Origin of the sequence: Larsenimonas rhizosphaerae, from assembly GCF_023700005.1 — a bacterium.
Classification (GTDB): domain Bacteria; phylum Pseudomonadota; class Gammaproteobacteria; order Pseudomonadales; family Halomonadaceae; genus Larsenimonas; species Larsenimonas rhizosphaerae.
Genome location: NZ_JAMLJK010000003.1, coordinates 178,300 through 203,278, shown reverse-complemented (window position 1 = coordinate 203,278; position 24,979 = coordinate 178,300). Strand labels below are relative to the sequence as shown.

28 protein-coding genes and 2 pseudogenes are annotated in these 24,979 nt (G+C 53.7%); 4 read left to right on the top strand and 26 right to left on the bottom strand.

All coding sequences use genetic code 11. From position 1 onward, the window contains the following. Positions 1-81: 81 nt before the first annotated feature. The gene (locus tag NAT21_RS15610; protein ID WP_350355180.1) at positions 82-258 is read right to left on the bottom strand and encodes a hypothetical protein; all 177 of its coding nucleotides are present in this window, start codon (positions 256-258) and stop codon (positions 82-84) included. On the opposite strand from NAT21_RS15610, the gene NAT21_RS13055 reads away from it, so the two are divergent. After that, on the top strand, positions 172-438 hold the full coding sequence (locus NAT21_RS13055; protein WP_250939067.1) for a hypothetical protein: 267 nt from the start codon (positions 172-174) through the stop codon (positions 436-438). The genes NAT21_RS15610 and NAT21_RS13055 overlap by 87 nt on opposite strands. A 348-nt stretch (positions 439-786) precedes the next feature. Here the strand turns inward: NAT21_RS13055 and NAT21_RS13050 are convergent, their stop codons facing one another. From NAT21_RS13050 to NAT21_RS15535, 16 genes and pseudogenes are all read right to left on the bottom strand, one after another. Next, positions 787-1,248 (bottom strand): SMI1/KNR4 family protein, encoded by a 462-nt coding sequence (locus tag NAT21_RS13050; RefSeq protein WP_250939066.1) that lies wholly within the window; start codon positions 1,246-1,248, stop codon positions 787-789. A gap of 2 nt (positions 1,249-1,250) precedes the next feature. Then, positions 1,251-3,350 carry a DUF637 domain-containing protein gene (locus tag NAT21_RS13045; protein WP_250939065.1) on the bottom strand — a complete coding sequence of 700 codons (2,100 nt, stop codon included), beginning with the start codon at positions 3,348-3,350 and terminating at the stop codon, positions 1,251-1,253. Between the two features lie 239 nt (positions 3,351-3,589). Next, a complete protein-coding gene (locus NAT21_RS13040) occupies positions 3,590-3,823 on the bottom strand; it encodes a hypothetical protein (protein WP_250939064.1) in 234 nt (77 codons plus the stop codon). A gap of 154 nt (positions 3,824-3,977) precedes the next feature. Then, positions 3,978-5,402 (bottom strand): DUF637 domain-containing protein, encoded by a 1,425-nt coding sequence (locus NAT21_RS13035; protein ID WP_250939063.1) that lies wholly within the window; start codon positions 5,400-5,402, stop codon positions 3,978-3,980. An 803-nt stretch (positions 5,403-6,205) separates the two neighbouring features. Continuing rightward, complete coding sequence (locus NAT21_RS13030) at positions 6,206-6,379, bottom strand: hypothetical protein (RefSeq protein WP_250939062.1); 174 nt, start codon at positions 6,377-6,379, stop codon at positions 6,206-6,208. 103 nt (positions 6,380-6,482) lie between these two features. Further along, positions 6,483-6,896 (bottom strand): MafI2 family immunity protein, encoded by a 414-nt coding sequence (locus NAT21_RS13025; protein WP_250939169.1) that lies wholly within the window; start codon positions 6,894-6,896, stop codon positions 6,483-6,485. After that, positions 6,811-7,215 (bottom strand): annotated as a pseudogene (locus NAT21_RS13020) (polymorphic toxin type 50 domain-containing protein). The gene NAT21_RS13025 and the pseudogene NAT21_RS13020 overlap by 86 nt, the downstream one beginning before the upstream one ends. A 218-nt stretch (positions 7,216-7,433) precedes the next feature. Next, positions 7,434-7,847, bottom strand: a pseudogene (locus NAT21_RS13015) (DUF637 domain-containing protein); the annotation flags it as partial. Between the two features lie 414 nt (positions 7,848-8,261). Then, positions 8,262-8,579 (bottom strand): hypothetical protein, encoded by a 318-nt coding sequence (locus tag NAT21_RS13005; protein ID WP_250939061.1) that lies wholly within the window; start codon positions 8,577-8,579, stop codon positions 8,262-8,264. Beyond that, positions 8,576-9,076: a DNA/RNA non-specific endonuclease gene (locus NAT21_RS13000; RefSeq protein ID WP_250939060.1), complete on the bottom strand. Its 501-nt coding sequence runs from the start codon at positions 9,074-9,076 to the stop codon at positions 8,576-8,578. Before NAT21_RS13000 ends, NAT21_RS13005 begins: the two co-directional genes overlap by 4 nt. Before the next feature lie 108 nt (positions 9,077-9,184). Next, entirely contained in the window at positions 9,185-10,663 is a 1,479-nt protein-coding gene (locus tag NAT21_RS12995) for a DUF637 domain-containing protein (protein ID WP_250939059.1), read from the bottom strand. A 147-nt stretch (positions 10,664-10,810) separates the two neighbouring features. Beyond that, on the bottom strand, positions 10,811-11,170 hold the full coding sequence (locus NAT21_RS12990) for a DUF596 domain-containing protein (protein ID WP_250939058.1): 360 nt from the start codon (positions 11,168-11,170) through the stop codon (positions 10,811-10,813). Further along, a complete protein-coding gene (locus NAT21_RS12985) occupies positions 11,167-13,494 on the bottom strand; it encodes a DUF637 domain-containing protein (RefSeq protein WP_250939057.1) in 2,328 nt (775 codons plus the stop codon). Before NAT21_RS12985 ends, NAT21_RS12990 begins: the two co-directional genes overlap by 4 nt. Positions 13,495-13,616: 122 nt before the next feature. Beyond that, positions 13,617-14,036, bottom strand: a complete 420-nt coding sequence (locus NAT21_RS12980) for an SMI1/KNR4 family protein (protein WP_250939044.1) — start codon at positions 14,034-14,036, stop codon at positions 13,617-13,619. A gap of 106 nt (positions 14,037-14,142) precedes the next feature. Further along, complete coding sequence (locus NAT21_RS12975) at positions 14,143-14,520, bottom strand: UCP019853 family protein (protein WP_250939043.1); 378 nt, start codon at positions 14,518-14,520, stop codon at positions 14,143-14,145. A 30-nt stretch (positions 14,521-14,550) separates the two neighbouring features. After that, a complete protein-coding gene (locus NAT21_RS15535) occupies positions 14,551-14,679 on the bottom strand; it encodes a hypothetical protein (protein ID WP_284732798.1) in 129 nt (42 codons plus the stop codon). 108 nt (positions 14,680-14,787) lie between these two features. Between NAT21_RS15535 and NAT21_RS12970 the strand changes: the two genes are divergently transcribed. Continuing rightward, on the top strand, positions 14,788-14,937 hold the full coding sequence (locus NAT21_RS12970; protein ID WP_250939042.1) for a hypothetical protein: 150 nt from the start codon (positions 14,788-14,790) through the stop codon (positions 14,935-14,937). A 30-nt stretch (positions 14,938-14,967) separates the two neighbouring features. Here the strand turns inward: NAT21_RS12970 and NAT21_RS12965 are convergent, their stop codons facing one another. The 8 genes from NAT21_RS12965 to NAT21_RS12930 form a co-directional block, all read right to left on the bottom strand. Then, the gene (locus NAT21_RS12965) at positions 14,968-15,288 is read right to left on the bottom strand and encodes a hypothetical protein (RefSeq protein WP_250939041.1); all 321 of its coding nucleotides are present in this window, start codon (positions 15,286-15,288) and stop codon (positions 14,968-14,970) included. 2 nt (positions 15,289-15,290) lie between these two features. Further along, entirely contained in the window at positions 15,291-16,571 is a 1,281-nt protein-coding gene (locus tag NAT21_RS12960) for a DUF6862 domain-containing protein (RefSeq protein ID WP_250939040.1), read from the bottom strand. A gap of 254 nt (positions 16,572-16,825) precedes the next feature. Then, positions 16,826-17,299 (bottom strand): DUF2059 domain-containing protein, encoded by a 474-nt coding sequence (locus NAT21_RS12955; protein WP_250939038.1) that lies wholly within the window; start codon positions 17,297-17,299, stop codon positions 16,826-16,828. A 79-nt stretch (positions 17,300-17,378) separates the two neighbouring features. Then, positions 17,379-17,543, bottom strand: a complete 165-nt coding sequence (locus tag NAT21_RS12950; RefSeq protein ID WP_250939036.1) for a hypothetical protein — start codon at positions 17,541-17,543, stop codon at positions 17,379-17,381. A 100-nt stretch (positions 17,544-17,643) separates the two neighbouring features. Next, a complete protein-coding gene (locus tag NAT21_RS12945; RefSeq protein ID WP_250939034.1) occupies positions 17,644-18,033 on the bottom strand; it encodes a glutaredoxin family protein in 390 nt (129 codons plus the stop codon). Between the two features lie 85 nt (positions 18,034-18,118). Next, positions 18,119-19,465, bottom strand: coding sequence for a hypothetical protein (locus NAT21_RS12940; protein ID WP_250939032.1), 1,347 nt, complete (start codon positions 19,463-19,465; stop codon positions 18,119-18,121). A 73-nt stretch (positions 19,466-19,538) separates the two neighbouring features. Further along, on the bottom strand, positions 19,539-21,896 hold the full coding sequence (locus NAT21_RS12935; RefSeq protein ID WP_250939030.1) for a PAS domain S-box protein: 2,358 nt from the start codon (positions 21,894-21,896) through the stop codon (positions 19,539-19,541). 181 nt (positions 21,897-22,077) lie between these two features. Further along, complete coding sequence (locus tag NAT21_RS12930) at positions 22,078-22,710, bottom strand: YIP1 family protein (RefSeq protein ID WP_250939028.1); 633 nt, start codon at positions 22,708-22,710, stop codon at positions 22,078-22,080. Between the two features lie 111 nt (positions 22,711-22,821). Here NAT21_RS12930 and NAT21_RS12925 point away from each other — a divergent pair, with 111 nt between their 5' ends. Both NAT21_RS12925 and NAT21_RS12920 read left to right on the top strand, forming a co-directional pair. Continuing rightward, on the top strand, positions 22,822-23,793 hold the full coding sequence (locus NAT21_RS12925) for a YihY/virulence factor BrkB family protein (RefSeq protein WP_250939026.1): 972 nt from the start codon (positions 22,822-22,824) through the stop codon (positions 23,791-23,793). A 74-nt stretch (positions 23,794-23,867) separates the two neighbouring features. Then, a complete protein-coding gene (locus tag NAT21_RS12920) occupies positions 23,868-24,383 on the top strand; it encodes a PRC-barrel domain containing protein (protein ID WP_250939024.1) in 516 nt (171 codons plus the stop codon). Between the two features lie 63 nt (positions 24,384-24,446). Here NAT21_RS12920 and NAT21_RS12915 read toward each other — a convergent pair whose 3' ends face one another. Then, positions 24,447-24,935, bottom strand: a complete 489-nt coding sequence (locus tag NAT21_RS12915; RefSeq protein WP_250939022.1) for a fasciclin domain-containing protein — start codon at positions 24,933-24,935, stop codon at positions 24,447-24,449. Between the last annotated feature and the right edge of the window lie 44 nt (positions 24,936-24,979).

The window sequence follows — 24,979 nt, the reverse complement described above, 5'->3', positions numbered from 1 at the left end:
TAATCTCAGGATTATAAATAGATCCCCTGGGAAATTTCTCTGCCCAACTCTTATCCACACCAGCCATCTGGCTTTGTTTCCTCACCCGACACTCCACAGCCTCTCCCCAAGTTTTAGGGTGTCGTCATCTTCCAGGAGGCGATTGATGGCTTGCAGCCGCCGGGCTTCTGGATGCGACAGATAGTTATACGCCGCCGCATTCCCCGCCACCTCCGCGCCCTTCTCCACATCTCCGCCCGCCATCCCGGCGGCGAGGATGCCGGTGATCTTCGAGGCGGAGACCAGAAGCGTCCGGTCGTTATCGACCAGCGCGGCGAGCTGCGTGATCAGCGCTTCGTTGGCGCCGGCGGCAATGGCGCCGCTGCGGAAGTTACGGCATCGCTGAAGCTGGCGGTCTTGAGGGCAGCGTCGGTGCCGGCATCTAGGCGCGCCTTCTGATAGACCTGATAGTTGCCGTTGAAAATGCGCGGGTTGTGCTAATCAGCCGACGGAATTCGATGCTGTCATTAATCCGGGACGCTGCAATCAGAAGCTTCTTATCTCTCTTCACCAAGGCATCAAGCTGATTGATTCCAGAAGAAATATCGGATCAATAGTTTATATTAACAACCTAAAACCCGATGCCAATCTGATGCAACAACTGAAAGCCTTTTGCCGAGAGTAGCACGACATCAATGTCCCCCTTAACGAGTTCAGGGGCAGGGTCGTCGATGAGCGAATACTGTCCGCCACTGTTTATAAATAAAGCAACACCGGCTCGAGGCCGGTGTTGGATGAGGGCACCATTCAAATATGAGCCAAAATTCGTTTATATAAAAACTCATAAAAATCTGAAGCGTAATTAACACTCTCGCCAGACGGAAGTCTAAGGTTCACTGGGCATTCGCCATCTTTAAACCTTGAATAATCCAAGAAAAAGACCTCACCCATATCAGTTTCGCTAATTACAAGCCTTTTGCTATCTACCGAATTATTTTTTATACCCACGATATGTTGATAGACAATATCCCCTCCATTTACACCCTCAAAGTCCACCCCATAGATACTGTAAATTTCTTCAGCACCAATTTCTCCACCCGCATACGTCTTCAAAAACCACTTGTACGACCTTGGCAGTTCAAGCCCTAAACGCTGTTCCGCCTTCTTGATCCAGTCGTCACCCACCTGATCGGCCTCACTACCGAAGCACACGACATCAGGATGCAATGACACCAACTCTCTAATTTTCTGCGCCGTAACTTGGCTCATAATCAATTCCTTAAATCTGCGGATCGTTGCTGCCAGTATTGCCCCCTCCACTTATTAAAAGCGGCTCGATCAATACCGGAGGGAATTGCATTAGGGTTAATGTGAATAGTTGCGCTATTGGACTGATGAAAGGTCTGGGTCATTTCTGCAATAGGTCCTGACTGTGTTTGTGTCAGGTGATGTAGGTTCACTGACTTTCCATCCACACCGATTGGCGCCCGACCAGAGGCCATACGTTCAACATTAGTACCTGTTATGACCTTACCACCCTCACGCCAACTAGTTTGCAAGTTTGGATCAAATAAGTCATTCCGCTGATAGACCTTATTCCCACTAAACTTAATGGGATCTTTTGACCAGAAATTACGCTGTTGAGTAAAAATGGAACCCGCTTCTGTAGCACTCCCTGCTGCTTTTGTACCGTTTGCAACAGCTCCGCCATCCAAATTACTCCGCTCAGTTTTCCTGAGAGGACGAGCTCCGCTATCAGCTACGCTTTCACCTTTTGCAGAACCTAATAGTGCCTTTCCATCTGCATCAACAAAAGTGACGGTTAGCGCTTTTTCAGACCTGCCAGCCTTTCCTGCGATCGCAACAACGTTGACGCCTTTTTTGGCCACACCGCCAGGCACCAAGGTGCTAACAATATCCGTCAGCAGCTTGCCACTTTCACGGCCTGCCTGAAATGCCCCTCCAAGCCCCGCACGTTCATACTGCTGCCTGATAGTGTCAAACTGCTCACGATAGTGATCAGCCACCGCGCTGCCGAGCACTGCAAGTACGCTATCCTGCTGTAGCAGCTGGCCGATGGCGTCCCACGTCGAGCCCTTGAACAGACTCAGCACATCGGTAACCGTGCTGAGACTTTCATCCGCAATACCTTTTACAATTCCTGCCGCAAGCGCTCTATCCTGACCGCTGTCGATCAGTTGCCATTTTAGTTCAACTCCAACGCACTCCACGCCCTTGCAGGTTTCGCGTTCCCGAGCCCTCTGCGCCTTCTGATGCTCCGCCAGATAGTTGTAGTTTGTCGCATTGCCTGCTATCTCGGCGCCCTTCTGTACGTCGCCGCCGGCCACACCGGCTGCCACAATGCCGGTGACTTTTGATGCAGCAACCAGGAGGCTCTCATGCATGCCGGGCTGGCCGCCCAGCCAATCATCCAAGTGCTTGACCAGTGCTTCATTAGCGCCTGCGGCGATGGCGCCGGTGCGGAAATCACTACCGGTCGCTTCTGCAGCAAGTCCGCCGGCCAAGGCATGGAGTACCGTTTTTTCAGGGCCGCTCTCAGCCAGCCCTTCACGAATCCCCAGATCGCCGACGTTATAAAACAGCGAGGCTTCCAGCACGGTGGTGACGGCGCCTTTAAGGCTCTGCTGGAGATTGTCGTTCAGGCTGCCGCCGTTTATGGCGGTTTGCAGGCCGGCATCAGCCAAGGCCTGACTGGCATTACGGCCAACAAATTGACCGATGCCCGGGACATTGTTGAGCTCAAGCCCTTTAACCTTGCCCGTTACCGGGTCAGCCTTCCCACCCCAGACGCTATCCAGCTGCTGCGACGCACCGGCAGAGGCCGCAGCAATCAGCGCGCCTTTGAGGCTTTCGGACGAGAAAGTGTCACCCAGCGTGGCACCAAGATTGCCGCGGTTGTTGATCAGGCTGACCGCGCTGGTACCGGCCAGTGAGCCTGCAGCCCCGGTCGCCATGGCGCCCATGAGGCCACTGCCGGCCAGACCACCTACCGCAGGCCCGACCACGGCCGCCGCAGCAATGCTGATCGCGAGCGCCGCACCCTTGCCAAGCCCCGATTGGCTGTAATCCCAGTTATCGTGGATCTCCTTGACCGTGCGCCAGTCGATGTCGCCCTGGGCCTCGGCCCGTTTCAACCAGGCAAGCTCCGGATCAGCGGCGACCATGGCGTCCACCGTCTGGCTGACGCTCTGGGCGTTGATCTCCGGTACTTCGATCGCGACCCGGTTGGCGGCCTGAATGGCGAGCTGCCCCTGCGCCACCAGTTCGCTCTGGCGCAGGGGATAGGCCTGCTTGCCGGCCGAGAGCTGGCTTGCCTGCGCGGTCAGATCGTTATTGGCGATAAGGGTCAAGTCATCGCCAGCGGAAAGTATCGCTTCCGACTTGGCGAATGGTTTCGTTGATGATGTCTTTTTTGATACAAAATTAGCTGTGGCCCATTACTTCCCGGGACCAAACATCTAGATAGCATCTTGGCCAGATCTAATACTGGAACTTTTAATCCGGCTCTTCATACATAATTTAAAAATTAGCCAAGCAAAACCGCCTGACATATAATAATTAATTTATTTTTAAACCTGAAGATCATCACTCACATAACCTTTATTTCGTTAACAATTTCCAAAAATTCTTTCTCTGTCATTTCAAACTCAGGCCCTTCCTCCATAGAAATTAAAGCTAACAACTTACGATCCATCTCTTTAGATATATCAACTCCATAATTTTGATAAATCCTAAAAGCCGCCCTAGATATTTTATTAACATTGTAACCGCTCTCATTTTCTTTCTCTAGCTTGGCGGCTATTTCCTCAGCCAAATAAGTCATTTCCAGCTCTCCAATTCTTTCCCAGTCGGGGGATAATGCTGCGCGTTTACCGTCTGCCCGTTAATACTTTTTGGATGCACACGAATTACTTTTCCAGAATGATCATAGCTTTCCATCCACTGCCTAGCCTTTCCATTCAGTGAATTATACTCCGTCACAAAAAAAGAGCCACGTGTCGGGCCTTCGGTTGAGCTGGCGTCTCTTCCATATAGTAACGTTTACGTCCGTCTGGCAGTGTTTTTTCATAGGCTGCGTTTTTCTGAGCTTTTTGCAGCCCAGATAGTTTAGCTTTCAAAGCGGCATGAGCATTATTGTTTGTAGCTTCATTTGCGATAACCGATGTTATTTTTTTATTGCCAACAGCGCCCTGACTACTAGAATTGGATTTACTTATACCTCCAATAGTCATTGCAGCAAGGGAAGCTAATTCCCCGGAAAACTTCACCTTTTCCTCTAGAGAAAGCTCACGTCCGGCCAGCTTATTCAGGTAGGATGTGTTTTCATTCCATTCTTTTAGCTTTAGCTTTTCTGAGCCAGAAAGCCAGCCTTCCTGTAATATTTTAGTTTGCGCCAGATCGTTTATAGGTAGGAAAATGCCCCGATTGCTTTGATGATTACCCAAAGTCTGATCTTCTCCTACTAATCGGGAGGGATCTCCTTGAAGCAGACTAGCTACATCATAAGCAAAATAATAATTGACAGTATCAAATATATTTTTCGCAGCGGGATCGTTAAATCCAATCAACTGAGAGCGTATATCTTCAACACAGCTTCTGCTATTGCAATCTGCTATGGCTGAAGCGTTTTCTGCAGACAACTTCTCGTAAGTCGCCAAGATTTCATCGATATCTTCAGAGCTACAATTTCCACCCTCTTTACATGCGTCAAGTTCATCGCTTAGCGCCTGAACTTCTCCATGTCTCAAGTGATTATACGCCGTCGCATTCCCCGCCACCTCCGCGCCCTTCTCTATATCGCCATCCGCCATCCCGGCGGCGAGAATGCCGGTGATCTTCGAGGCCGAGACCAGAAGCGTTCGGTCGTTGTCGACCAGTGCGGCGAGCTGCGTGACCAGCGCTTCATTGGCGCCGGCGGCAATGGCGCCGCTGCGGAAGTCACTGCCGGTGGCTTCGGCGGCCAAGGCATGCAAGACAATCTTGCCACTGCCACCATCGGCTAGGAATTCCGGGTAACGCTCCCCCAGATCGCCGATCTGATTGAACAGCTCGGCCTGGAAGGCGGTAGCCAGTGCGCCTTCGAGGTTATGCGTCACGGCGTCGCTGAAGCTGCCGCCCTGAATGGCGGTCTCGAGGGCGGCGTCGGTGCCGGCCTGTGCGGCGCGCCGGCCGACGAACTTGAGCACACCGTCAAGGGAGGTCTTGTCGATCACCGAATTACTGGACGTGTTCATGGCGTCATCGAGCCAGCTGGACGCGGCCGCCGTTGCCGCCGCAAGCGCAGCGCCTTTCAGACTGTCCGAGGAGAGGGTGTCGTCAAACGTGTCGCCGAGGTTGCCTCGGTTGTTGATCACGCTGACCGCAGCGGTGCCGGCCAGGGAACCGGCCACCCCGGCGGCCATGGCACCGCCTAGCAGGCCTGCGTGGTCAGATCGTTTTGGCGATCAGGGTCAAATTATCGCCGGCGGAAAGATCGATTCTGACCTGACAAATGGTTTCGCTTTGGGGTGCAGAATCAGCGGCCGACCATTGCAATCCGGGACCATACACCTAGCCTCACGAAACCCAAAGACTATACCTCATTAGAGATAATTTCTAACTCATCCCATACTGGCAACAATTTTTTTCCTCCATATAACTACCATAATCGTAAAAATTATTTATTCCAATATCTTTAACATTGAACCAAAAAGATTCGCACTCATCACAAATTAAAAAATGAACATTAATAGCTTTAACTTTGGCCTTTAAAATACATCCCTGCTCACATCTCGGACATAACATACGTACTCCTCTATTTCACAGGGTAAGCGGTGATAATTTTATTAGCCCCAGGACGCACGATTATTTTAATACTTTTTTCACCTAGTGTGCCGACCGTCCGCTGAATTTGGACAACATATGCCCTGGGATCGTTTTCGATTGGGCTACCTTTTTTAAGCCAAGCTTCATCTATGGCGCCTAGGATTTCTTTCCTGTCCATGTTGAAGACGCTATGTGCTACTTTATTCGGGTTTAGCACCGCATGTTCCAATACATGTAAAACTCGGTTCCCTTGACGTGAACCTTGTCCATAATCCAAACCTGCTGGCGTAGTCCAAGTTCGAGTCTTTTTGTCAAAATTTAATTTTACTGCATCAGATTTTGCTTGATCGGCAACATCATCGACAAATTCGACCGATGACGGCTTAACCGATGCCGCACTCTATAGTTGCCTGGCCGCCCCAAGCTCACCACCCATACCGGCCAAGCCATAATAGAACTCGGCCTGCGCCTCGGATATACCCAGCAGGCTCGAGAGCCCCTTCGCCCCGAAAGTCAGCATAGGACGACCATTGGCAACCGTCATGACTCCAGCTGCCGACTGATCCGCGGCCATTATATAGTAAGCCTTCTGTCGCGGAAGACTACGTTATTAGAGAACGAGCAAGCACTCAGACAATATCCGACCGACCAACTGTCAATCCAATATATATATTTAATCAATCATCGCTAAACTCATATCTGGAATAAACAAAACCACTAAGAGATTCTAAGTCACGCTTGAGACTTGTCGAATGTATACATTGAACATCAATTTTATCGATACATTGTTCTTTTCCATCAAGTGCATCCAAATTCGTGGCTACAATTTCGATGCTTTCTAAATCGAAGTCAGTAGGCTCTCGATCAAGATAGTAACGTATCAAAACACTACCATTGTCACAGTATCCGACAGCAATGGCTCTAATGTTAGGATATATTTCTCCTAGCAACGCTATACGAAATATGTCAACTAACCAACTAGGTATCCGGTTAAAAAAATTCATTTCATCTCCTTGAGCCATGGACAATATGGGCCCCGTTTTTTCCAAAATGAATTTGCCCTCTGCTAACAGATTTTCCGGTGGCGCCATCAACTCCTATTGGCTTACCAAATTCCACAATAGGGTTCCCTCTCGCCCCTGCTCCAACAACTGGATATTTACCAATATGAACACCTTAAAGAAGCTCTTCAGGGTCAATATTTTCATTAAAATAGCTCCGACCTTCTTGAAAATTATTATGACCTTTAATGTGCTTACCTTGCTGCCCCATATGTATATTATTTGGCAAGCCACCTGGAAGAGGTAAAGAATCTTTGCTGTTTGGAACATCATCAACAAACTCGACCGATGACGGCTTAACCGATGCCGCACTCGATAGTTGCCTGGCCGCCCCAAGCTCGCCGCCCATACCAGCCAGGCCATAATAGAACTCGGCCTGCGCCTCGGATATACCCAGCAGGCTAGACAGCCCCTTCGCCCCGAAGGTCGGCATAGGACGACCATTGGCAGCCGTCATGACTCCAGCTGCCGACTGATCCGCGGCCATTATATAAAGTGATGGAGCCAGAATCGCCCCGGCGCCACTGCCCGAAAGCATTGCGGCACTTCCGGCAAGCGCGGCGCCCCCTACGACCTGAAGCGCTCCGAATGCTCAGCAGTTTTGGCACTGCCACCATCGGCCAGGAATTCCGGGTAACGCTCCCCCAGATTGCCGATCTGATTGAACAGCTCGGCCTGGAAGGCGGTGGCCAGTGCGCCTTCGAAGCTGTCCGTCACGGCGTCGCTGAAGCTGCCGCCCTGAATGGCGGTCTCGAGGGCGGCGTCGGTACCGGCCTGTGCGGCGCGCCGGCCGACGAACTTAAGCACACCGTCGAGGGAGGTCTTGTCGATCACCGAATTGCTGGACGTCTTCATGGCGCCATCAAGCCAGCTGGACGCGGCCGCCGTCGCCGCTGCAAGCGCAGCGCCTTTCAGACTGTCCGAGGAGAGGGTGTCATCCAGGGTGGCGCCGAGGTTGCCGAGGTTGTTGATCAGGCTGACGGCACCGGCTGAGACTGCGTGTCATCAATGGCCGCACCGGTTTCGACTGGATGCGTTTTGAGTAAGGGATTCTGGTGGCAGGCGTGGATGCCGGCTCACGCCATCTCCACGGGGCGCTATGGCAAGCCCCCATCTGGTCAGATGCCGACCGGCCCCCACCGTTAATGATCGTCACATTCAGGCGCTATGCTCCGCTTAAAGAAACGGTACCACTTATTCCTGCGTGAGAGTGCAGGAGTGAGCATCCAGCAGTACTCGGTCATCGGAATATTTCATCGGAGTGTGTATGCCATGAAAACGGCATCGAGCACCGCCTGACGCGGCCCTTACATTTCTTGATCAATGGTCAGGTGGAGCGGATGAACCAAACAGGCCCCATCATGATCCGAACCATTACTTCCCGGGACCAAACACCTAGTAAGTAAATTTAGTGCTCGCTTTGCCGTCAAGATCAACAGAGAGCACAAATTTTTTCCAATTACCACCCGTATGTGATTTCATCAACTCGTGCAATTTATGTACTAAATCGGAAGCTCTATCTTCAGGATCATCCAGGAGCTCGCTTACAGATACACCATCTCGAACAAACGAGTATTTAGAGCCTACAGACCATCCACCATCGTAAATTTCATACTCAAATTCACAGCGCATCTCTTCATACTGTCCACACGCAGAGTCATGCATGATCTGCGTGAGTGCATTTAAAACTTCCATCTGTTGTTCAATACTCATTGACCTGCCTCATTTCTGAATGATTTACGCATTTTCTCTCCATTGATTGAGTAGTCAATGACTAGTGAGTCTGGTCGCGAAGATGCAGGGTCAGTCCTAGAAAATCGTACTGTCACTGAGCCAACTTGGTCGCCACCATTCAATGCGTTCTTGATTCCCATCTCCCAGCGTTTGTAGGCAGAATTGTTAAAATTGCTGTTTTGCGGAAAAAGATTGAACCGATCACATGTTCCACCAAACTGGCAACCTTGAATGTGCCCCCCAACATCCGTTGACAGTCCTTCCTTACCAACCGCCGTTTGGCGCGCATCACGAATCCCTTTTTTCAGTGATGGAGTGAACGTAAGTTCGTCGACGTAACCGCTTGAGTTGGTCTTGAATTCAGTGCCATTGTTCAGTTTGACTTGGCTATTGGGTGGTGGCTCATTCAATATTTTGTATTCGGGCGTACCTTTACTGGCTTTGGCCACATTGACCTCAACTATAGCCAGTTTCATTTCCCCTTTTGCACCATTTGTAATAGTGCCATCTAAACTACCCGTTCCAACTTTACCTCCAGAGGCAGCATTTGGAGAAGCTTGGGAAGCATCGATGCCATCATCAACCTATTCGACCATCGGCTTCCTGCTGGCACTACGCGATGCGGCATTCAACAGTTGGTTTACAGCGCTGGCTTCCCCTCCTGCCGCCGCCAGACCATACACGAGCTCTGCCTGTTCTACGGATATGTCCAGCTGATCAGCAAGTGCCCGAGCACCAAAGGTTGGAGTGGGATGACCATTGACCATGGTCGTGGTGCCGGCTGCAGCCTGATCCGCGCCCACTGCGACCAGTAAGGCACCCAGCAGGCTACCGACTCCGGTGCCTGACATTGCAGCACCACTGCCCGCGAGAGCGACACCACCTGCGGTTTGCAGCGCTCCGAAGGATCGATTGCCCACCTGGTAACGTTCTGCGTAGTCACCCACCACATCCAGACCGCTATAGCCGAATAACCCCGAGCTCTGTAATTTCTGACGTTCGGTCGCATAAGTATCGGTGTTACCGGCGTTCTCAAGCTCCTTGTAAAACTTGTACTGCTCTGATCCTCTTTCGTACTGGGCCGAGCACTCCACCAGGGCACAAGCGGCAATCTTCAGCCTTGCCTTTTCCTCTTCACTGCCCCCATGTGCCTCGATCCACTCTTTTTCCGAGGTATGCATCATGCGGTTATACGCTGACGCATTACCGGCAATCTCCGCGCCCTTCTGAATATCGCCGTCCGTCATGCCGGCCGCGACGATGCCGGTAATCTGTGACGCCGCAATCAAGAGCTTTTTATCCCCTTTCACCAGAGCATCAAGCTGATTGATTAGCGCTTCGTTGGCGCCGGCCGCAATGGCGCCGGTACGGAAATCGCCTCCGGTTGCCTGTGAGGCCAGACCGCCGGCCAGAGCATGCAGCGCGATCTTGCCACTGCCACCATCGGCCAGGAACTCGGTGTAGCGATCCCCCAGATTGCCGACCTGATTGAACAGCGAGGCTTCCAGCACGGTAGTGACGGCGCCCTGCAGGTTCTGTTCAAGGTTGTCATTCAGGCTGCCGCCGTTGATGGCACTTTGAAGACCAGCATCGGCCAGGGCCTGCGAGGCACGCTGGCCGGCAAAGCGACCCGTACCTCCCCAGGAGCTGAGGTCATGGGGAATGGTCCGGCCCGTGGCGGGGTCCGTCTCGCCGCCCCAGACACTGTCCAGATTTTCCGAGATCCCCGCAGACGCCGCAGCGATCAGGGCGCCTTTCAGGCTTTCGGAGGAGAGGGTGTCATCCAGGGTGGCGCCGAGGTTGCCGAGGTTGTTGATCAGGCTGACCGCGCTGGTACCGGCCAGCGAGCCGGCAGCAGCGGTCATCATGGCACCAGTAAGGCCGGTACCAATGCCGGGCATGGCAGCCGTGGCTGCAATGCTGACCGCCAGCGCCGCGCCTTCGCCAAGACCGGACTGCTTGTAGTTCCAGCTATCGTGAATCTCCTTCACCTGGCGCCAGTCGACATCGCCCTGCGCTTCGGCCTGTTTCAGCCATGCAAGCTCCGGCTCGGCAGCGACCATGGCATCGATGGTCTGGCTAACGCTCTGCTGGTCAATCTGGCGAATATCAACGTTGAGGTTGTTGGCGGCGTTGATCGCCAGCTGCCCCTGCGCGACCAGCTCGCTCTGGCATTATGATCCGAACCACTACTTCCCGGGACCGAACACCTAAGTCCAAATTTCTGTGCCATCTTCATATAGCCATACAAGTCCACCAGGCACCCAAGAGACGCCCTCATTAGTTACCCAGAAAAGGCTTTCATCGATATCATCTTTTGCAGGCCATGCGACCTTAAAAGCTTCAATCTGCTCTAAAATCGTACCTTTTAGAAAGTCACCACACGCTAATCTAGCCTTTCCTTCGATTAGAACCCTGTAAAGAACCTGCAAGAAAATATCCTTACAATTATCATAGGAGGAATTATCGTAAATTTTGCACACACTTAACCACAAAGAATCGATGGCCAGGCCATAACTCCACTCAAGTATTAATTTGTACTCACAATCCTCAAAAGAGCAGTTAATCATTTGAATTTTATCTCCACTTTAGGGGCCTTTATTCCTGCAACTCCGATAATGTCTATTGACCACTTGGCGCCAGTCTCAGCAGCAGATGACGAACCGTTCCTCAAATTCAGTTTCACACCATCGCTTCTTACAAGAGAATAAACTTCTGATGGTTGACCACGTATAGTAATTGCTTTGGGAGAAGGCAGCTTTTCTACACCTGCAAGTTGCATAAAATAATTAGCCACCATGTCATCAGTAGCCCCAACATACACCGGGGCGTTCTTACTAACGATAGGATCAGCCTTCAGAACTTTGCCATTAATAGTTAACTCAAAATCTTTTGGAAGAAGCGCTTTATCTGAAAAATCCCGAATCAAATCATTCATTCTCTTATGTGATTGCGCTTGCAGCACAGTGCCAGGCTGCTTGTCTGCCAAGCTGGGCCCTTTCGGGTTTTTTGCAATGCGGTCCAAAGCTTCTTTTTCAGCATCAACTACTGGGTTTCCAGTAGTTTTCTTATCACCTTCGCCCGAAACACCATGTCCAAGCTTACTTCTCGAAACACTCCTAGCCAGCCTCGGCAGGTGTGCCAACAGCCCACCTGCGCCCATCAGCATTGATTCGTTGTCCAGCGCAACGCGAACTCTCAGCCTGTCAGCGTCATCCAGTCGCCCCGCCTGCTCCAGCGCATCGGCACGTGCCAGCTGTGCGCGATTGCTTTCGCTGATGTAGTTCGCGGGATCGGCAGCAAAGGCCTTTATCTCCTCGCCCACTAATTGCAGTGTCGCCCGGGACTCTGCATCTCCCTGTAACGCCTGCCCAACGAGTTTTCCCATGATGAAGGGCGCGCTGGCTGAATCTACAACCATCTCCGAGAGGGCTTCGGCACCGATGCGCTCCATGCGCTGTTGCTGGTTCTGACCATACTGCCTCGCCGTATGCATGTACTCGGCAAAGACCGTGTCCTGGTCATCTCGACCCGGCGTCACGCCTTTCCAGCTACCCATGGCTACCTGCAGCTGTGCCCGTTCATAGTGGCAGGTGCTTGCCGAACCGCCCTGACCACAGGCCTGCTCCAACGACCGGTCACGCGTCTGGCTGCGGATATTAATTTCCAGACGTTCATCCTCCAGGGCCTGACGCTGTGCCTCGGTGAGGGTCTTGTCATCATCCAGGAGGCGATTGATGGCTTGCAGCCGCCGGGCTTCTGGATGCGACAGATAGTTATACGCCGCCGCATTTCCCGCCACCTCCGCGCCCTTCTCCACATCCCCTCCCGCCATCCCGGCGGCGAGGATGCCGGTGATCTTCGAGGCCGAGACCAGAAGCGTCCGGTCGTTATCGACCAGCGCGGCGAGCTGCGTGATCAGCGCTTCGTTGGCGCCGGCCGCGATGGCGCCGGTACGGAAGTCACTGCCGGTCGCTTCTGCGGCCAGTCCGCCGGCCAAGGCATGCAAGGCAATCTTGCCACTGCCACCATCAGCCAGGAATTCCGGGTAACGCTCCCCCAGATTGCCGATCTGATTGAACAGCTCGGCCTGGAAGGCGGTAGCCAGTGCGCCTTCGAGGTTATGCGTCACGGCGTCGCTGAAACTGCCGCCCTGAATGGCGGTCTCGAGGGCAGCATCGGTGCCGGCCTGTGCGGCGCGCCGGCCGACGAACTTGAGTACGCCGTCGAGCGAGGTCTTGTCGATCACCGAATTGCTGGACGTGTTCATGGCATCATCGAGCCAGCTGGACGCGGCCGCCGTCGTCGCCGCAAGCGCAGCGCCTTTCAGACTGTCCGAGGAGAGGGTGTCATCAAGGGTGTCGCCGAGGTTGCCTCGATTGTTGATCACGCTGACCGCAGCGGTGCCGGCCATCGATCCCGCGGCCCCGGCGACCGCCGCACCGGCGATGCCGGACACACCAGCAAACCCGGCGGCCATCGGGCCCACCACGGCGGCCGCGGCAATGCTGATCGCGAGCGCCGCGCCCTTGCCAAGTCCCGATTGGCTGTAATCCCAGCCATCGTGGATTTCCTTGACCGTGCGCCAGTCGATGTCGCCCTGGGCCTCGGCCTGTTTCAGCCAGGCAAGCTCGGGGTCGGCGGCGACCATGGCGTCCACCGTCTGGCTGACGCTCTGGGCGTTGATCTCCGGTACTTCGATCGCGACCCGGTTGGCGGCCTGAATGGCGAGCTGCCCCTGCGCCACCAGTTCGCTCTGGCGCAGGGTCTGGTCGGTGGTGCCTTTGCCCTTCGCCGACTGCCACGCCCAGTTGCTCTTGCTCTTCTCGTGGGATTCGGAGTGGGTATCCATCGCGCCGGCGAAGGTGATGTCGCCGCCGGCGCTCAGGGTCATGTCACCATCGGATGCAAGGCGGGTGCGCTGGTAGGTCTGGTCGTTGCCGCTGACTAGCCAAGCCTAATCACCTGTCTAGAACACCAGCTTAAAGCCAGTGCTAGATAAATTTTTTATAAAGACTACTCACCCTCTACCCATGCATATTTGATCCAATTAGCGAGACTTGGCCAAGTTTCATCATAGGGTCCATCATGTGACCAATAACTGACAGACCCATCTTCAAGAAGACAATAGTAGTTTCCATTATCCTCGCAGATGGGGAGCCACGACTCTGGAACGCCTTGCTTTCGAGCCCCTGCAACAGTGCTCAAAAGCTCTCTCGGACTATCTCTATTCACTGTCAATCGAAGCGCATCCTTACCACTAAAGACACTATCGCTCGCCTCCTTGGCAAAAACCTTGTACTCATCCGAAAATGAAACACCAAGCTCACGTTCATAAGCATCGATTAAAGCATCGTCAGGCAATTCTTGTGCATTTGGAAGAGAAATTCGAACGCTTTTTAGCTCTGCAATAGCATCTCTTATATCGATATTCATAATTATTTAAAAAACTAAAATTACTTTTCATACGGGGCCTAAAACAAGGCCAATAATTGATAGATCCTCCAATATCGCTTGGCGTCATCTTTTAAAATCGCAAAACCTACTTAGAAAACAAAATATCCAATCTATCAATTTTCCAAGAAATCAACTTACCATCAAGAAATCCAAAATCTGTCAGCAACACGTCATCACAAAAAACCAAATCACCACAATATATGCAGCCATCTTTCAGCTTACCAATAAAATCATAAGAGTATCCCAGTCCTTTTCTAACAATTTTAGGCTTGGAAAAATCAACTTCTTCAACAATGTAATTGTCAAAAATTACAGGAAGCAGCTCTGCCGAATAGACCCCTCCAACTTTAACTTCATAAGGCAGATAGCTGGCAAAGCAAGTTAACTTTTGACCACATACTATTACTGAAACCTCTTCTTTGATTTCTGAGCTAACAGAATCAACAGTGATTAAGTTTATCATGGAACAGGCCTTATATTTTTATCACCAGCGTCACCATTTAACATCTTCCAAAACTTTTACTTGGTTGTGGGTCACGGCATCGCTGAAGCTGCCGCCCTGAATGGCAGTCTCGAGGGCGGCGTCGGTGCCGGCCAGGGAGCCTGCCGTTCCGGCGGCCATGGCAACGCCTAGCGTGCCTATACCGCCCGCGATACCTGCGGCCATCGGCCCGACCACGGCGGCCGCGGCAATGCTGATCGCGAGTGCCGCACCCTTGCCAAGGCCCGATTGGCTGTAATCCCACTGGTCGTGGATTTCCTTGACTGTGCGCCAGTCGATGTCGCTCTGGGCATCGATCTCCGGTACTTCGATCGCGACCCGGTTGGCGGCCTGGATGGCGAGCTGCCCCTGCGCGACCAGTTCGCTCTGGCATTATGATTCCAACCATTACTTCCCGGGACCAAACACCTAACCCGCTCTAAATGGATCAAATAAAACATTTTTTCCTAAAGACTTCGCCTTAAGCATCAGACTCATCATTAATTTAGCCATTTCAGAAATCAGAGAATTTATGCTGGCGGCAGCAAGCAACTCGTCCATGAGAAAATCAATTTGCAAACCAGAGAACATATCGTAATCATCAAAGCTTAGACTGGAAAGAATTGGAAATTGCTCTGCATCCAGCCGAAATAAAAAAATTGCCGTATTCAAAGGAATCTCCATTTTATCGAGACAACCATCTCGCCCGGTGGATGCCAAGTCTTTGTCCCATACCATTACGTAATACATGATTAGAAAGTCTTCCCTGGAAATGTGTTCACCAAATTGCCTTTTGAGTCAGTAATCACCGTCATGAAATTAGTAGCCTGCCCTCCGGCTTTGGCATCAATTCTAATAGAACGCCCCATATCAACTGTTCGAATAAAATTACCAGACGTGGGTGATTTGTACGCAGGTGTTTTGACAACCTGTGGATCCTGCAAAACGATCTTCAACTCATCCTTGGAAATTGTAAAAGCAGATTTATTCTCACTCCAATCGCCACCATGCTTTTTCCAAGCATACTCAAGCCCACTACCATTGACGTTTGCAGTGCCCGTCAGCAAATTAATACGCGTTGCAACAACTCCTTTCGCAGCACTGAGAGCATTATTAGTTTCTACTGCTACCGTCGTAATCTCTTTGGCACCATTTGTAACAGTGCCATCCAGGCTATCCGGTCTCCCCTTACTTCCAACAACACTCTTGGCCAGCCTCGGCAATCGAGCCAATAGCCCACCTGTGCCCATCAGCATCGACTCGTTGTCCAGCGCGACGCGGACTCTCAGCTTGTCGGCGTCATCCAGCCGCCCGGCCTGCTCCAGCGCATCGGCCCGGGCCAGCTGCTCGCGGTTGCTTTCGCTGATGTAGTTCGCGGGATCGGCCGCCAGGGCCTTTATGTTCTCACCCACTGATTGCAATACCGCCCGGGACTCTTCATCCCCCTGTAACGCCTGCCCAACGAGGCTCCCCAGGATGAAGGGCGCGCTGGCAGCATCCACCACCATCTCCGAGAGGGCTTCGGCACCAATGCGCTCCATGCGCTGTTGCTGGTTCTGACCATACTGCCCCGCCGTATGGATGTACTCGGCAAGGACTGTGTCTTGCTCCTCTCGGCCCAGCGGCACGCCTTTCCAGCTACCCATGGCTACCTGCAGCTGGGCCCGTTCGTAGTGGCAGGTTTGTGCAGAACCGGCCTGGCCACAGGCCTGCTCCAACGCCCGGTCACGCGACTGGCTGCGGATATTGATTTCCAGACGTTCATCCTCCAGGGCCTGACGCTGTGCCTCGGTGAGGGTGTCGTCATCGTCCAGGAGGCGATTGATGGCTTGCAGCCGACGGGCTTCTGGATGCGACAGATAGTTATACGCCGTCGCATTTCCCGCCACCTCGGCGCCCTTCTCCACATCCCCACCCGCCATCCCGGCGGCGAGAATGCCGGTGATCTTCGAGGCCGAGACCAGAAGCGTCCGGTCGCTGTCGACCAGCGCAGCGAGCTGCGTGATCAGCGCTTCATTGGCGCCGGCAGCCATCGCGCCGCTGTGGGAGTCACTGCCGGTGGCTTTGGCGGCCAGACAAGGTTGAGGGCTTTGATAACCGGAACCGGCTGATTCAGGCTAACGGCTGGATCAGGGGCGTTTTGCTCTTCCTGCGACGTAAATATGCAAACTGCCGAGAAAGCAGACCTCTGATGTACGGAGGTGGGGTGCAGGCCTGGCGATAATGCTTTAGCCACCGGGCCCGCTATCTTACGAAAATAGCTGGAAAACCTGCGTGAAGCTGCTGGCTATTGCTGTGCACTGGCTGAGAGTTCTGCCTTGCGCTCGAGAAGCATGCGCTGAAGCTCGTCCTGATGCGCCATTACCTGCGTCTGGCCGATACTGGCACCTTCCTGCATTAATTCAGGCATGAGTTCCATGGCCTTTCTACCGGTATCGGTACTGTAGAAGTCCGTCAACGTGTTCAGCTCGTCTGCGCTGAAACGGGAGGCATAAAGTGCAGCCAGTCGAGGCTTGATGCTTTCAAAGCTCACATAGTCGTTGAAGAACTGCTCCATGACATCCTTGTAGGGCACCAGGGCGGGATTGACTGCCAACTGCTGCTCCAGAGAATCCTGCATGGCCTGATCAAAGATGCCTTTCATGTCCGTCTGCTCCATCAGCGTGTAGGCAGCCTGGCTGGCCTCCTCGCTCGGAGCGTCCGCCATGGAGAGAGGACTGAAACAAAGCAGGGCAGCAAGACACAACGAAGGTTTCAACATGATGGAACTCCTGTTCAAGGCACTATAAAAAAGGGCAGCCAGCCGGCTGCCCTTCCTGAATCAACAAGTAGTGAGAATATTACTCGTCGTTCTTGTTCTTTTCATGAACGTTACCGGCATCCTTTTGATCCTTTTTCCCCTTGTGCTTGAGGTCCTGATCGCCTGCTGCCTCGCCGGTTTTTTCCTGAATCTTGCCGCCAACCTTGTCAACCAGTTCTTCTGCCTTGGACTTGTCACCGGACATATGCTGTCCTCCATGTCATGTTGAGAATCCACCAGATGGGCATCAATGCCACTGACTGAAGCATAGCTGTTTCACGCCCCGGGAGGAAAGCTTCTCCTCATCAGATTGCAAAGCGCTGCTGAAGATAGCGGTTGATATCATCTGATTCGTACATCCATTCTTCCAGCCCGCCCGGATGAACAATCTTCAGACACGGCACCTTGACCCGGCCGCCGCCGGCTTCCAGCTCACGTCGCGCCTGGTCATCCTTTTGGATGTTCTTCATTTCAATCGGTAATGCCAGACGGTGAATTTCCTTTTTGACCTTGATGCAAAACGGGCAGGTAGAGAACTGATAAAGAGCCAGTTGCTGGCATTCCTGGTCGATATGAGCCTGATCCGAGGCACTGCGCTCTACGGCCTTCGGTTTTGACACCGCCGCATAGATCAGCATGAAAGGCATCAGAACGCGCCGTAGCCCCTTGAAAAACAATCGAATGACCAACCGCATGGAATCCCCTGGTGCCATTGCACCGTTTTAAAGTTTCACTCAAGTTGGGCCAATTCTATCAGTTTGCCGAGCTACGGGCGACGTATCACGGCGAGCCGACAGCTTCTATATCAACGATGCGGGAACGGTTCATGGTGATTTTCCAGCGTTTGAGCTCGATATCATCGCCCTGACGTGTCTTGACCACCAGGTTGACCTGATAGCGCTTTTCCACCTCATCGCGTTGGATATTGCCCTCATCATCAAGTCGGTAGACGTCAAAGGAGCCTGGGTCCATCAGTCGGGCCACGAACTGCAGGTCCACGATGATAACCTCACGGGTGTGGTAATAGCCTTTCAGGAACCGGCCCGGAGATAGCATCGTGTGGTTGCGATAGTGAAGTACGTGTTCTTCCCGCTTGACCATGTTGCCGCGGCGGGTACGGCGAATGTCGTCGGGCAGGCGCTGATAGCGGGAATAATCAAACCATTCGAGCGCACGTGCGACCATGTCACCACTGAAGTTATCGTAATACTGGCTGCGCCACTTTGGCCGCCCTCGCCGCAGCCAGCGCCATAGCGTATCGCGCAGGTCTTCCTTGAAGACTTCACGGGCGGCGTACATGACCGCCAGCGCTAAAAAAAAGCGCAGGGTGAGATCGCCCAGTACCGAACGCGCCTCAAACATCAGCACCGATACCACAACCATTACCAGACCGGCTGCCAGAGCCTTGACGCCCTTCTCTTCCATCTTGCCCAGTTCCTGACGCTTTTCGCGCAGGGTAATCGGATATTCGATCAATCGCCTGAGCAGGCGCATCTTGTTCGACATCCGTGAAGGGTTATCCATGGCCCTGGAGGAGTTGTAGTTTTTTTCCTCGCGATGGCGCCGCTCCTGCGCGGCGAGGTCCATCAGCGCCTGCCGCCCTTCATGGGCATGCTCATGCTGCTCCACGTGCATGGCCAGTGCCAGAACACTTTGCTCGGTCAACCAGGAAAGGTAGTTATCGATATTGAAATAGTATTTTTCCAGACGCTCCTCACCCGGCTGGTGCCGGCGAAGACGACGCAGAATGCCCTGACACAGCTCGCTGAGTTCAAGAAGCTCTTCCGAGCTGGCGTCATTACGGGACTGAAGGGCGCGCGCCTGGCGCTCGAGGGCGACAACGTACTGGTAGGCGTAAAGGCTCAGATCCAGCCGGTAACGCTCCGGAGAGAGTCTGGACCGACTGGCCAGTCGGCTGTATACCAGCGGGAGCTGATGACGAGTGCTGTGATAGGTACGCTTGACGTAGATGGCGTTGTGAAAGAAGTCACCTTCCGACATGACGCGCGCGCTGAAGCCCAGTTCGCCGGGCAGGAAAAAATAGATATCAACATGCTGAGAGGGTTCCCTGCTCAGAATGCGTGAAATTCGAAGCGAGAACCCTTCACGGTTGTCTACAGTGATCACCGATGTATTTCCGCTTGCCGCCTAAACCCTGAGTGTAACTTACTCCCGGGAGGGGTTATACAAAGGGCGTATCTCACCCCCTTGGCAGGAGAACATAAAAGCAGCTGCCCTCATCTTTCACGGAGGTGAACCCGATTCCCCCGCCCATGCCCTCCACGAGCTCCTTGCTGATGGCAAGCCCCAGCCCGGCCCCGCCATGACGTCGCGTACTGGCACCATCCACTTGAACGAACTTCTTGAATACCATGGGTTTGAAGGCATCTGGAATGCCTGCGCCATTGTCCGTCACGCTGAGCCTGACCATGCCATCGCGTTGTTCGCTGGCAAGTTGCACGTGGCTTCCTTCAGGCGAAAAGCGAATGGCATTACTCAGCAGGTTGATCAACACCTGCTTCAGGCGCGCCTCATCTGCCTTGACCAGACCGTCAAAGGAGAGCGTACATCCCAGGGTAATATGGCTCTGCCGTGCGATGATCCGGCATTCATCGAGACAGGCCTTCAGCAATGGCTCGATGGCCTGAGGAGCCAGGTCGTAATTCATCTGACCGGCAGAAATCCGCTCCATGTCCAGAAGGTCACTGATCAGCCGCTTGAGGCGTTCACTGCTTTCATGGGCAATTCGGATCATCTCGGTCGCGGTAGAGGAAGGCAAGCTCCCCAGCACGCCTGAGTCAAGCATGCCCAGGGCCGCGCTGATGGATGTCAGTGGCGTTCTAAGTTCATGACTGACCGTTGCAATGAACTCATCCTTCATCCGCGAGGCTCTATGCTGCTCGGTGATATCAAGGATTTGAGTAATGAATTGATCCGGCGCGCCGTGGGCATCGCGCAACAACGACACCTGCATCTCGGTCCAGAGCTCACTGCCATCCCGAGCATGATAGCGGCCTTCGATACGGTAATGTTGACGCGTGTTGTTCAACATTTCCTCGCGGAACGGCAGCTCGTGCTGCCAGTCTTCCACATTCATGAGAGTGCGCAGCTTCAGTGTTCTGAGTGTCTCGAGGGAATAACCGAGCAGACGGCACAGTGCGTCATTGGCATCCACGATCCACCCTTCCAGGCTGACCAGCGCCATGCCAATCGGTGCCGTTTCAAATGCCTGGGTAAATCGTTGCTGAAGCAGGGCAAGCGCGCGCTCGGACAGCACACGTGCCGTCACATCATGCATGATGGCGACAGCGCCCAGTGGCCGTCCATCGGGGCTGAAAATCGGATCGGCATTGGCAGAAACGTATCGAACCTCCTGATCGTTTCGGGCAATGACCATGGGCTCATCACGCAGCGTTTCACCGCCCAGCGCTCGTACCAGCGGAATGCGCTCAACCGACATGGGCGTGGTCGCATCCTGCTCATAGAGGTCATAGTACTGCCCCCATTCCGACTGAGGCACGGCCGTCACATCGACACCATGCCAGCGATAGGCAGCCTCATTGAATACCGTCAGCTCGCCCTGCTCGTTACAGGCCACGATCCCCGAGGAGGCAGCAGACATGACTCTCTGATACATCGCGCGTTCCGCCTCGATTTCAAGCCGGCCTTGCTGGCGAAGCGTGATATCCGACAAGAACCCGTACCAGGCCAGCGTCGTGTCATCCTTTTGAGGTGAGGCTTCTATTCGAAACCATCGCTCCTGGCCAAGGACACTCGCCCGAAAGATCACATCCACCATCGTTACACTACGACAGGACGCCAGAAACGCACGACGCACCGCACGCCGGTCTTCCGGAACCAGGTGACGAAGCAGCACGTTCACATCGTCATAGAGGTCACTGCAGGCAATGCCCAACATCTGCTCGGCGCGCTCTCCTGCATATTGAAGGGTAAAGGCGCCGGGATGATACACCAGCTCGAAAAGAAGCCCTGGCGCGCGCTGAGAGAGCTCGGTAAAGCGTGATGCCATGCTGTAATGATTCTCGGCAAGTTGACGCAATTCGATCTGCTTGACGACCTGACGGCCAAGCCCGGTCAGTGCCTGACGCTGCATGTCGGTGAGGCATCCGGGTTTGGTATCGATCAGACACAACGTGCCAAGTGCATGCCCTGACTTCATGACGAGGGGAATACCGGCATAAAAGCGAATATTCGGCGCTTCCCTGACCAGCGGGTTATCCGCAAAACGCGGATCCAGCCTGGTGTCCTGAACTTCCAGAATCCGGTCTTTTTCCAGGATGGCAAAGCCGCAGAATGCCATGTCGCGCGGAGTTTGCGTTGCATCAAGTCCCAGACAGCTTTTAAACCACTGACGGTCACTGTCAAGCAGGGAAACGAGTGCGATGGGCTTGTCGCAAATGACGCGGGCCAGCTCGGCAATATCGTCAAACGCCTGCTCGGGAGCAGTATCCAGAATATTCAACTGCCTCAGCGCTTCGAGCCGCTGGGGCTCATCGAGCGGAAATGGCGCTGGAACATAATGAGGCGTGTGACGCATAAGGTACCCTTGATCGAGTGATGGGCTTCACGGTACTGAGCTCATTCATCGGCGGGAATCAGTCAGCGTGAACTCCATGGGTCGAGCGCGGCAGCGATAATCGAATAAACCCGACACCTCAATATAGGTATATTAATTATAAACAATACTCTAAATAATCATACAAAAGAGGCCTTCCTTGCTACATCAGAGAAAACAGGATTTCCAGCCCCCAAAACACGGCCCCGGTAATCAGCGCCATGATGAGCAGGGAAACCAGCAGGATACTTGCGGCGCGCCGCGCCGAGCAGCGCTGGACCAGGGAAATCCCCACCACACCTACCCGAGCAGCCAGCAGTACCATGATCCATTTGGCAAAGGTCAGCGCCAGCGTGGCAGGATGCTCGACGATGGCTCCTCCGGCCATGAAGTAATCCATACCGGCAATGTTGAGCTGAACAAGCGTCGCCAGCGCCACCACGCACAGGGGCACATTGGTCCAGGTCAGGATACTCAGCGTATCGGCCCAGTCTCCCCGTCCTTTCATGGCTCTGGACACCAGACATGTCACCCCATTGAACAGATAAAGGCCGGCTATCCCGCACAGCAGACCTCCAGGCAGACACCACACCAGAAGATACAGTGCGCCATGACGCAGCCCCAGCCCCTGAACGGCGGCCAGTTCGGTCATCAGTACAATACCAAGCACCCCTGCCAGTAACAGCCGTGTTGAAAACGCATTCCGCGACTTGAGCAAGGAGCGCAGGGTATGGCGCGGCCTGACCCATAGAGCAAGCCATGGACTACGCCTGTGATCATGCAGGGTATGAGACATAAAACGCCCTTTCAGTTAATTTGAACCATCCTTTCGACCCAGGAACCCTATCCGAGTCGAATCAAGTTTTGCTTCGACCTATACTTGTTTTTTTATTTGACGGACCTGCTCATGCCCTCCAGCCGTACGACTTCTGCGTATACACCGCTACAGCTACCGCCTCGGGCAATGCTTTCCGCCCTGTGGCGGGTAAAGTCCCTGATGACTGACAACTACGCCAACATGGTTGCTGCCAGCATCGCCTTCTACGGTTTGCTGGCCATCTTCCCGGCCATTGCTGCGCTTATTTCGATCTGGGGCCTGGTATCGGATCCCCTTGAGGTTCAGCAGCAGATCCAGGCCATGAATGGCATCGTTCCTCAGGAGGCCGTTTCGATCATCAGCCAGCAGGCCATCAAGGTCAGTACCAACCCGCAGGCCGGCATGAGCGTCACCGCCATCGGCGGGTTGCTGTTTACCCTGTACAGCGCGTCCAAGGGCGTGCGTGGCTTCATGGCCGGTCTCAACATCATTTACGGGGAGCAGGAGCATCGGGGGCTCATACACCAGGCGCTGATCAACGTGACCCTGACCCTGGGCCTGGTGCTGTCTACCATCATCACGCTGGCGGCCATCGCCCTGGTGCCGGCCATCATTGGCTACCTGCCCTTCGGCGACCTGCTGAGCTCAATCATGCTTTACGCGCGCTGGCCGCTGATGCTGATGCTGGTTCTGTTTGCCATCGCCCTGTTGTATCGCTTCGCTCCGGACCGCCGCGCTGCCCGCTGGCAATGGCTGACCCCAGGTGCACTGGCAGCCACCCTGCTGTGGCTGCTGGGATCGGCCGGTTTTTCGATTTATGTCCGTAACTTCTCGAGTTACAACGAAACCTACGGTTCTATCGGCGCCGTGGTCATTTTATTGATGTGGTTCTGGCTGTCGGCTTACATCGTGTTGCTTGGTGCCGGTATCAACAGGGAGTTCGAGCGGGAAACCAGCACGGACACCACCGTGGGTGCCGAAAGGCCCATGGGGGATCGAAAGGCTTATGCAGCGGATACCACGGCGAGTCAGGATGCGGCCGAAAAGTCGTCTGCCGGTTGAAGGATGGGAAAAACACCCTATATTAAGAAGAACATGCAGGACGCATGCCCCTCTAGATATGCAAGGAGCACGATATGTCTCACATCAAATCCGCCATTGCCGGTACTGCACTTTTAACCGCAGGCGTATTCATGATTCCGCAGGCCATGGCTGCCCAGGCGGCAACACAGGGCCTCTACAGCGCTGATGAACTCATGGATGCCCCGGTCTACCTGCAATCAGACCCGAAAAATGAAGCCGGAGAAGTTGAAAACATCCTTCTCGGCGATGACATGAGCGTTCAGGCTATTGTGATCGAGACTGGCGATATCGGTCATGACAAGAACTTTGTCATTGAAAAGGGCAAGTTCACGGTTGAAACCACTCAGGACAGCAGTCTGGAAGACACCGAATACAAGGTGACCGTGGATCTGAGCGAAGAACAGCTCAATAACCAGCCTGAGTACACCAATGACTGGTGGCAGGATGCCAAGAAGCAGGCATCCACCGCCTGGGAAAAGACCAAGAACGGCGCTGAAAGCGCATGGAAAAACACGCGGGAAGCCACATCCAACCTGCTGGATAATGCAAGCAACGCTGTCGACAAGTAACAGCGCTGTACCGCAGCAAAAAGGCCCGCATTGTGCGGGCCTTTTCAGTATCCGGCATATGCCTTACTGACGGGGCATCAGGACTCGATCCAAACGGTACAGATACCCGGTCTTGAAATGCCTTATCGGCACTGCGGACACACCATTGACGTGAAGCTGTCCCTTATCGTCGGTAACCTTCAACGACTGCCCCTGATCCGACCCCAGATCACGCTGCTCAACGGCCCTGAAAGGCGCCACCTCGCCACTGACCATATGAAGATTCAACACGTCACGAAGGCGGTCACGGTTGGCGGGTGAAAACAGTTTGGTCCGCGATGTGGCGTCCAGCGCCTCAAAGGCGGCATTTGTTGGTGCAAAGACAGTAACCGGCTGCCTGTCCGTGGCATGTTTCAGCCGATCATCAAGACCCGCTTCATCCAGTGCCTTCACGAAGGTCGTGTAGTCGGGTGAGCCCGAGAGCGACTGCCACAAAGGCGATACCGTGTCGGCCCGTGCCGGCCCCGTCAATGCAAGGGTGCCCAGTATCAGGGCGGTAATCCATTTACCCATGATCGTATTCCTCATCCCTGTAACCAATAGTCGTTGCTGATCGA

Excerpts from the sequence above, each read along its gene's own strand:
- NAT21_RS13050 (WP_250939066.1), bottom strand. The coding sequence starts at position 1,248 with ATGAGCCAAGTTACGGCGCAGAAAATTAGAGAGTTGGTGTCATTGCAT.
- NAT21_RS12985 (WP_250939057.1), bottom strand. The coding sequence starts at position 13,494 with ATGACCCTGAGCGCCGGCGGCGACATCACCTTCGCCGGCGCGATGGAT.
- NAT21_RS13035 (WP_250939063.1), bottom strand. The coding sequence starts at position 5,402 with ATGGCCGCCGGGGTGGCCGGTTCCCTGGCCGGCACCGCTGCGGTCAGC.
- NAT21_RS12995 (WP_250939059.1), bottom strand. The coding sequence starts at position 10,663 with ATGGTCGCTGCCGAGCCGGAGCTTGCATGGCTGAAACAGGCCGAAGCG.
- NAT21_RS12920 (WP_250939024.1), top strand. The coding sequence starts at position 23,868 with ATGTCTCACATCAAATCCGCCATTGCCGGTACTGCACTTTTAACCGCA.
- NAT21_RS12960 (WP_250939040.1), bottom strand. The coding sequence starts at position 16,571 with ATGGCTGCCGGCGCCAATGAAGCGCTGATCACGCAGCTCGCTGCGCTG.
- NAT21_RS13055 (WP_250939067.1), top strand. The coding sequence starts at position 172 with ATGCGACAGATAGTTATACGCCGCCGCATTCCCCGCCACCTCCGCGCC.
- NAT21_RS12945 (WP_250939034.1), bottom strand. The coding sequence starts at position 18,033 with ATGCGGTTGGTCATTCGATTGTTTTTCAAGGGGCTACGGCGCGTTCTG.
- NAT21_RS12980 (WP_250939044.1), bottom strand. The coding sequence starts at position 14,036 with ATGAATATCGATATAAGAGATGCTATTGCAGAGCTAAAAAGCGTTCGA.
- NAT21_RS13030 (WP_250939062.1), bottom strand. The coding sequence starts at position 6,379 with ATGGCCGCGGATCAGTCGGCAGCTGGAGTCATGACGGTTGCCAATGGT.
- NAT21_RS15535 (WP_284732798.1), bottom strand. The coding sequence starts at position 14,679 with ATGGCCGCCGGAACGGCAGGCTCCCTGGCCGGCACCGACGCCGCCCTC.
- NAT21_RS12935 (WP_250939030.1), bottom strand. The coding sequence starts at position 21,896 with ATGCGTCACACGCCTCATTATGTTCCAGCGCCATTTCCGCTCGATGAG.
- NAT21_RS13025 (WP_250939169.1), bottom strand. The coding sequence starts at position 6,896 with ATGGCGCCACCGGAAAATCTGTTAGCAGAGGGCAAATTCATTTTGGAA.
- NAT21_RS12925 (WP_250939026.1), top strand. The coding sequence starts at position 22,822 with ATGCCCTCCAGCCGTACGACTTCTGCGTATACACCGCTACAGCTACCG.
- NAT21_RS12915 (WP_250939022.1), bottom strand. The coding sequence starts at position 24,935 with ATGGGTAAATGGATTACCGCCCTGATACTGGGCACCCTTGCATTGACG.
- NAT21_RS12975 (WP_250939043.1), bottom strand. The coding sequence starts at position 14,520 with ATGATAAACTTAATCACTGTTGATTCTGTTAGCTCAGAAATCAAAGAA.
- NAT21_RS12955 (WP_250939038.1), bottom strand. The coding sequence starts at position 17,299 with ATGTTGAAACCTTCGTTGTGTCTTGCTGCCCTGCTTTGTTTCAGTCCT.
- NAT21_RS13005 (WP_250939061.1), bottom strand. The coding sequence starts at position 8,579 with ATGAGTATTGAACAACAGATGGAAGTTTTAAATGCACTCACGCAGATC.
- NAT21_RS12990 (WP_250939058.1), bottom strand. The coding sequence starts at position 11,170 with ATGATTAACTGCTCTTTTGAGGATTGTGAGTACAAATTAATACTTGAG.
- NAT21_RS12965 (WP_250939041.1), bottom strand. The coding sequence starts at position 15,288 with ATGTATTACGTAATGGTATGGGACAAAGACTTGGCATCCACCGGGCGA.
- NAT21_RS12950 (WP_250939036.1), bottom strand. The coding sequence starts at position 17,543 with ATGTCCGGTGACAAGTCCAAGGCAGAAGAACTGGTTGACAAGGTTGGC.
- NAT21_RS13000 (WP_250939060.1), bottom strand. The coding sequence starts at position 9,076 with ATGAAACTGGCTATAGTTGAGGTCAATGTGGCCAAAGCCAGTAAAGGT.
- NAT21_RS13040 (WP_250939064.1), bottom strand. The coding sequence starts at position 3,823 with ATGACTTATTTGGCTGAGGAAATAGCCGCCAAGCTAGAGAAAGAAAAT.
- NAT21_RS12930 (WP_250939028.1), bottom strand. The coding sequence starts at position 22,710 with ATGTCTCATACCCTGCATGATCACAGGCGTAGTCCATGGCTTGCTCTA.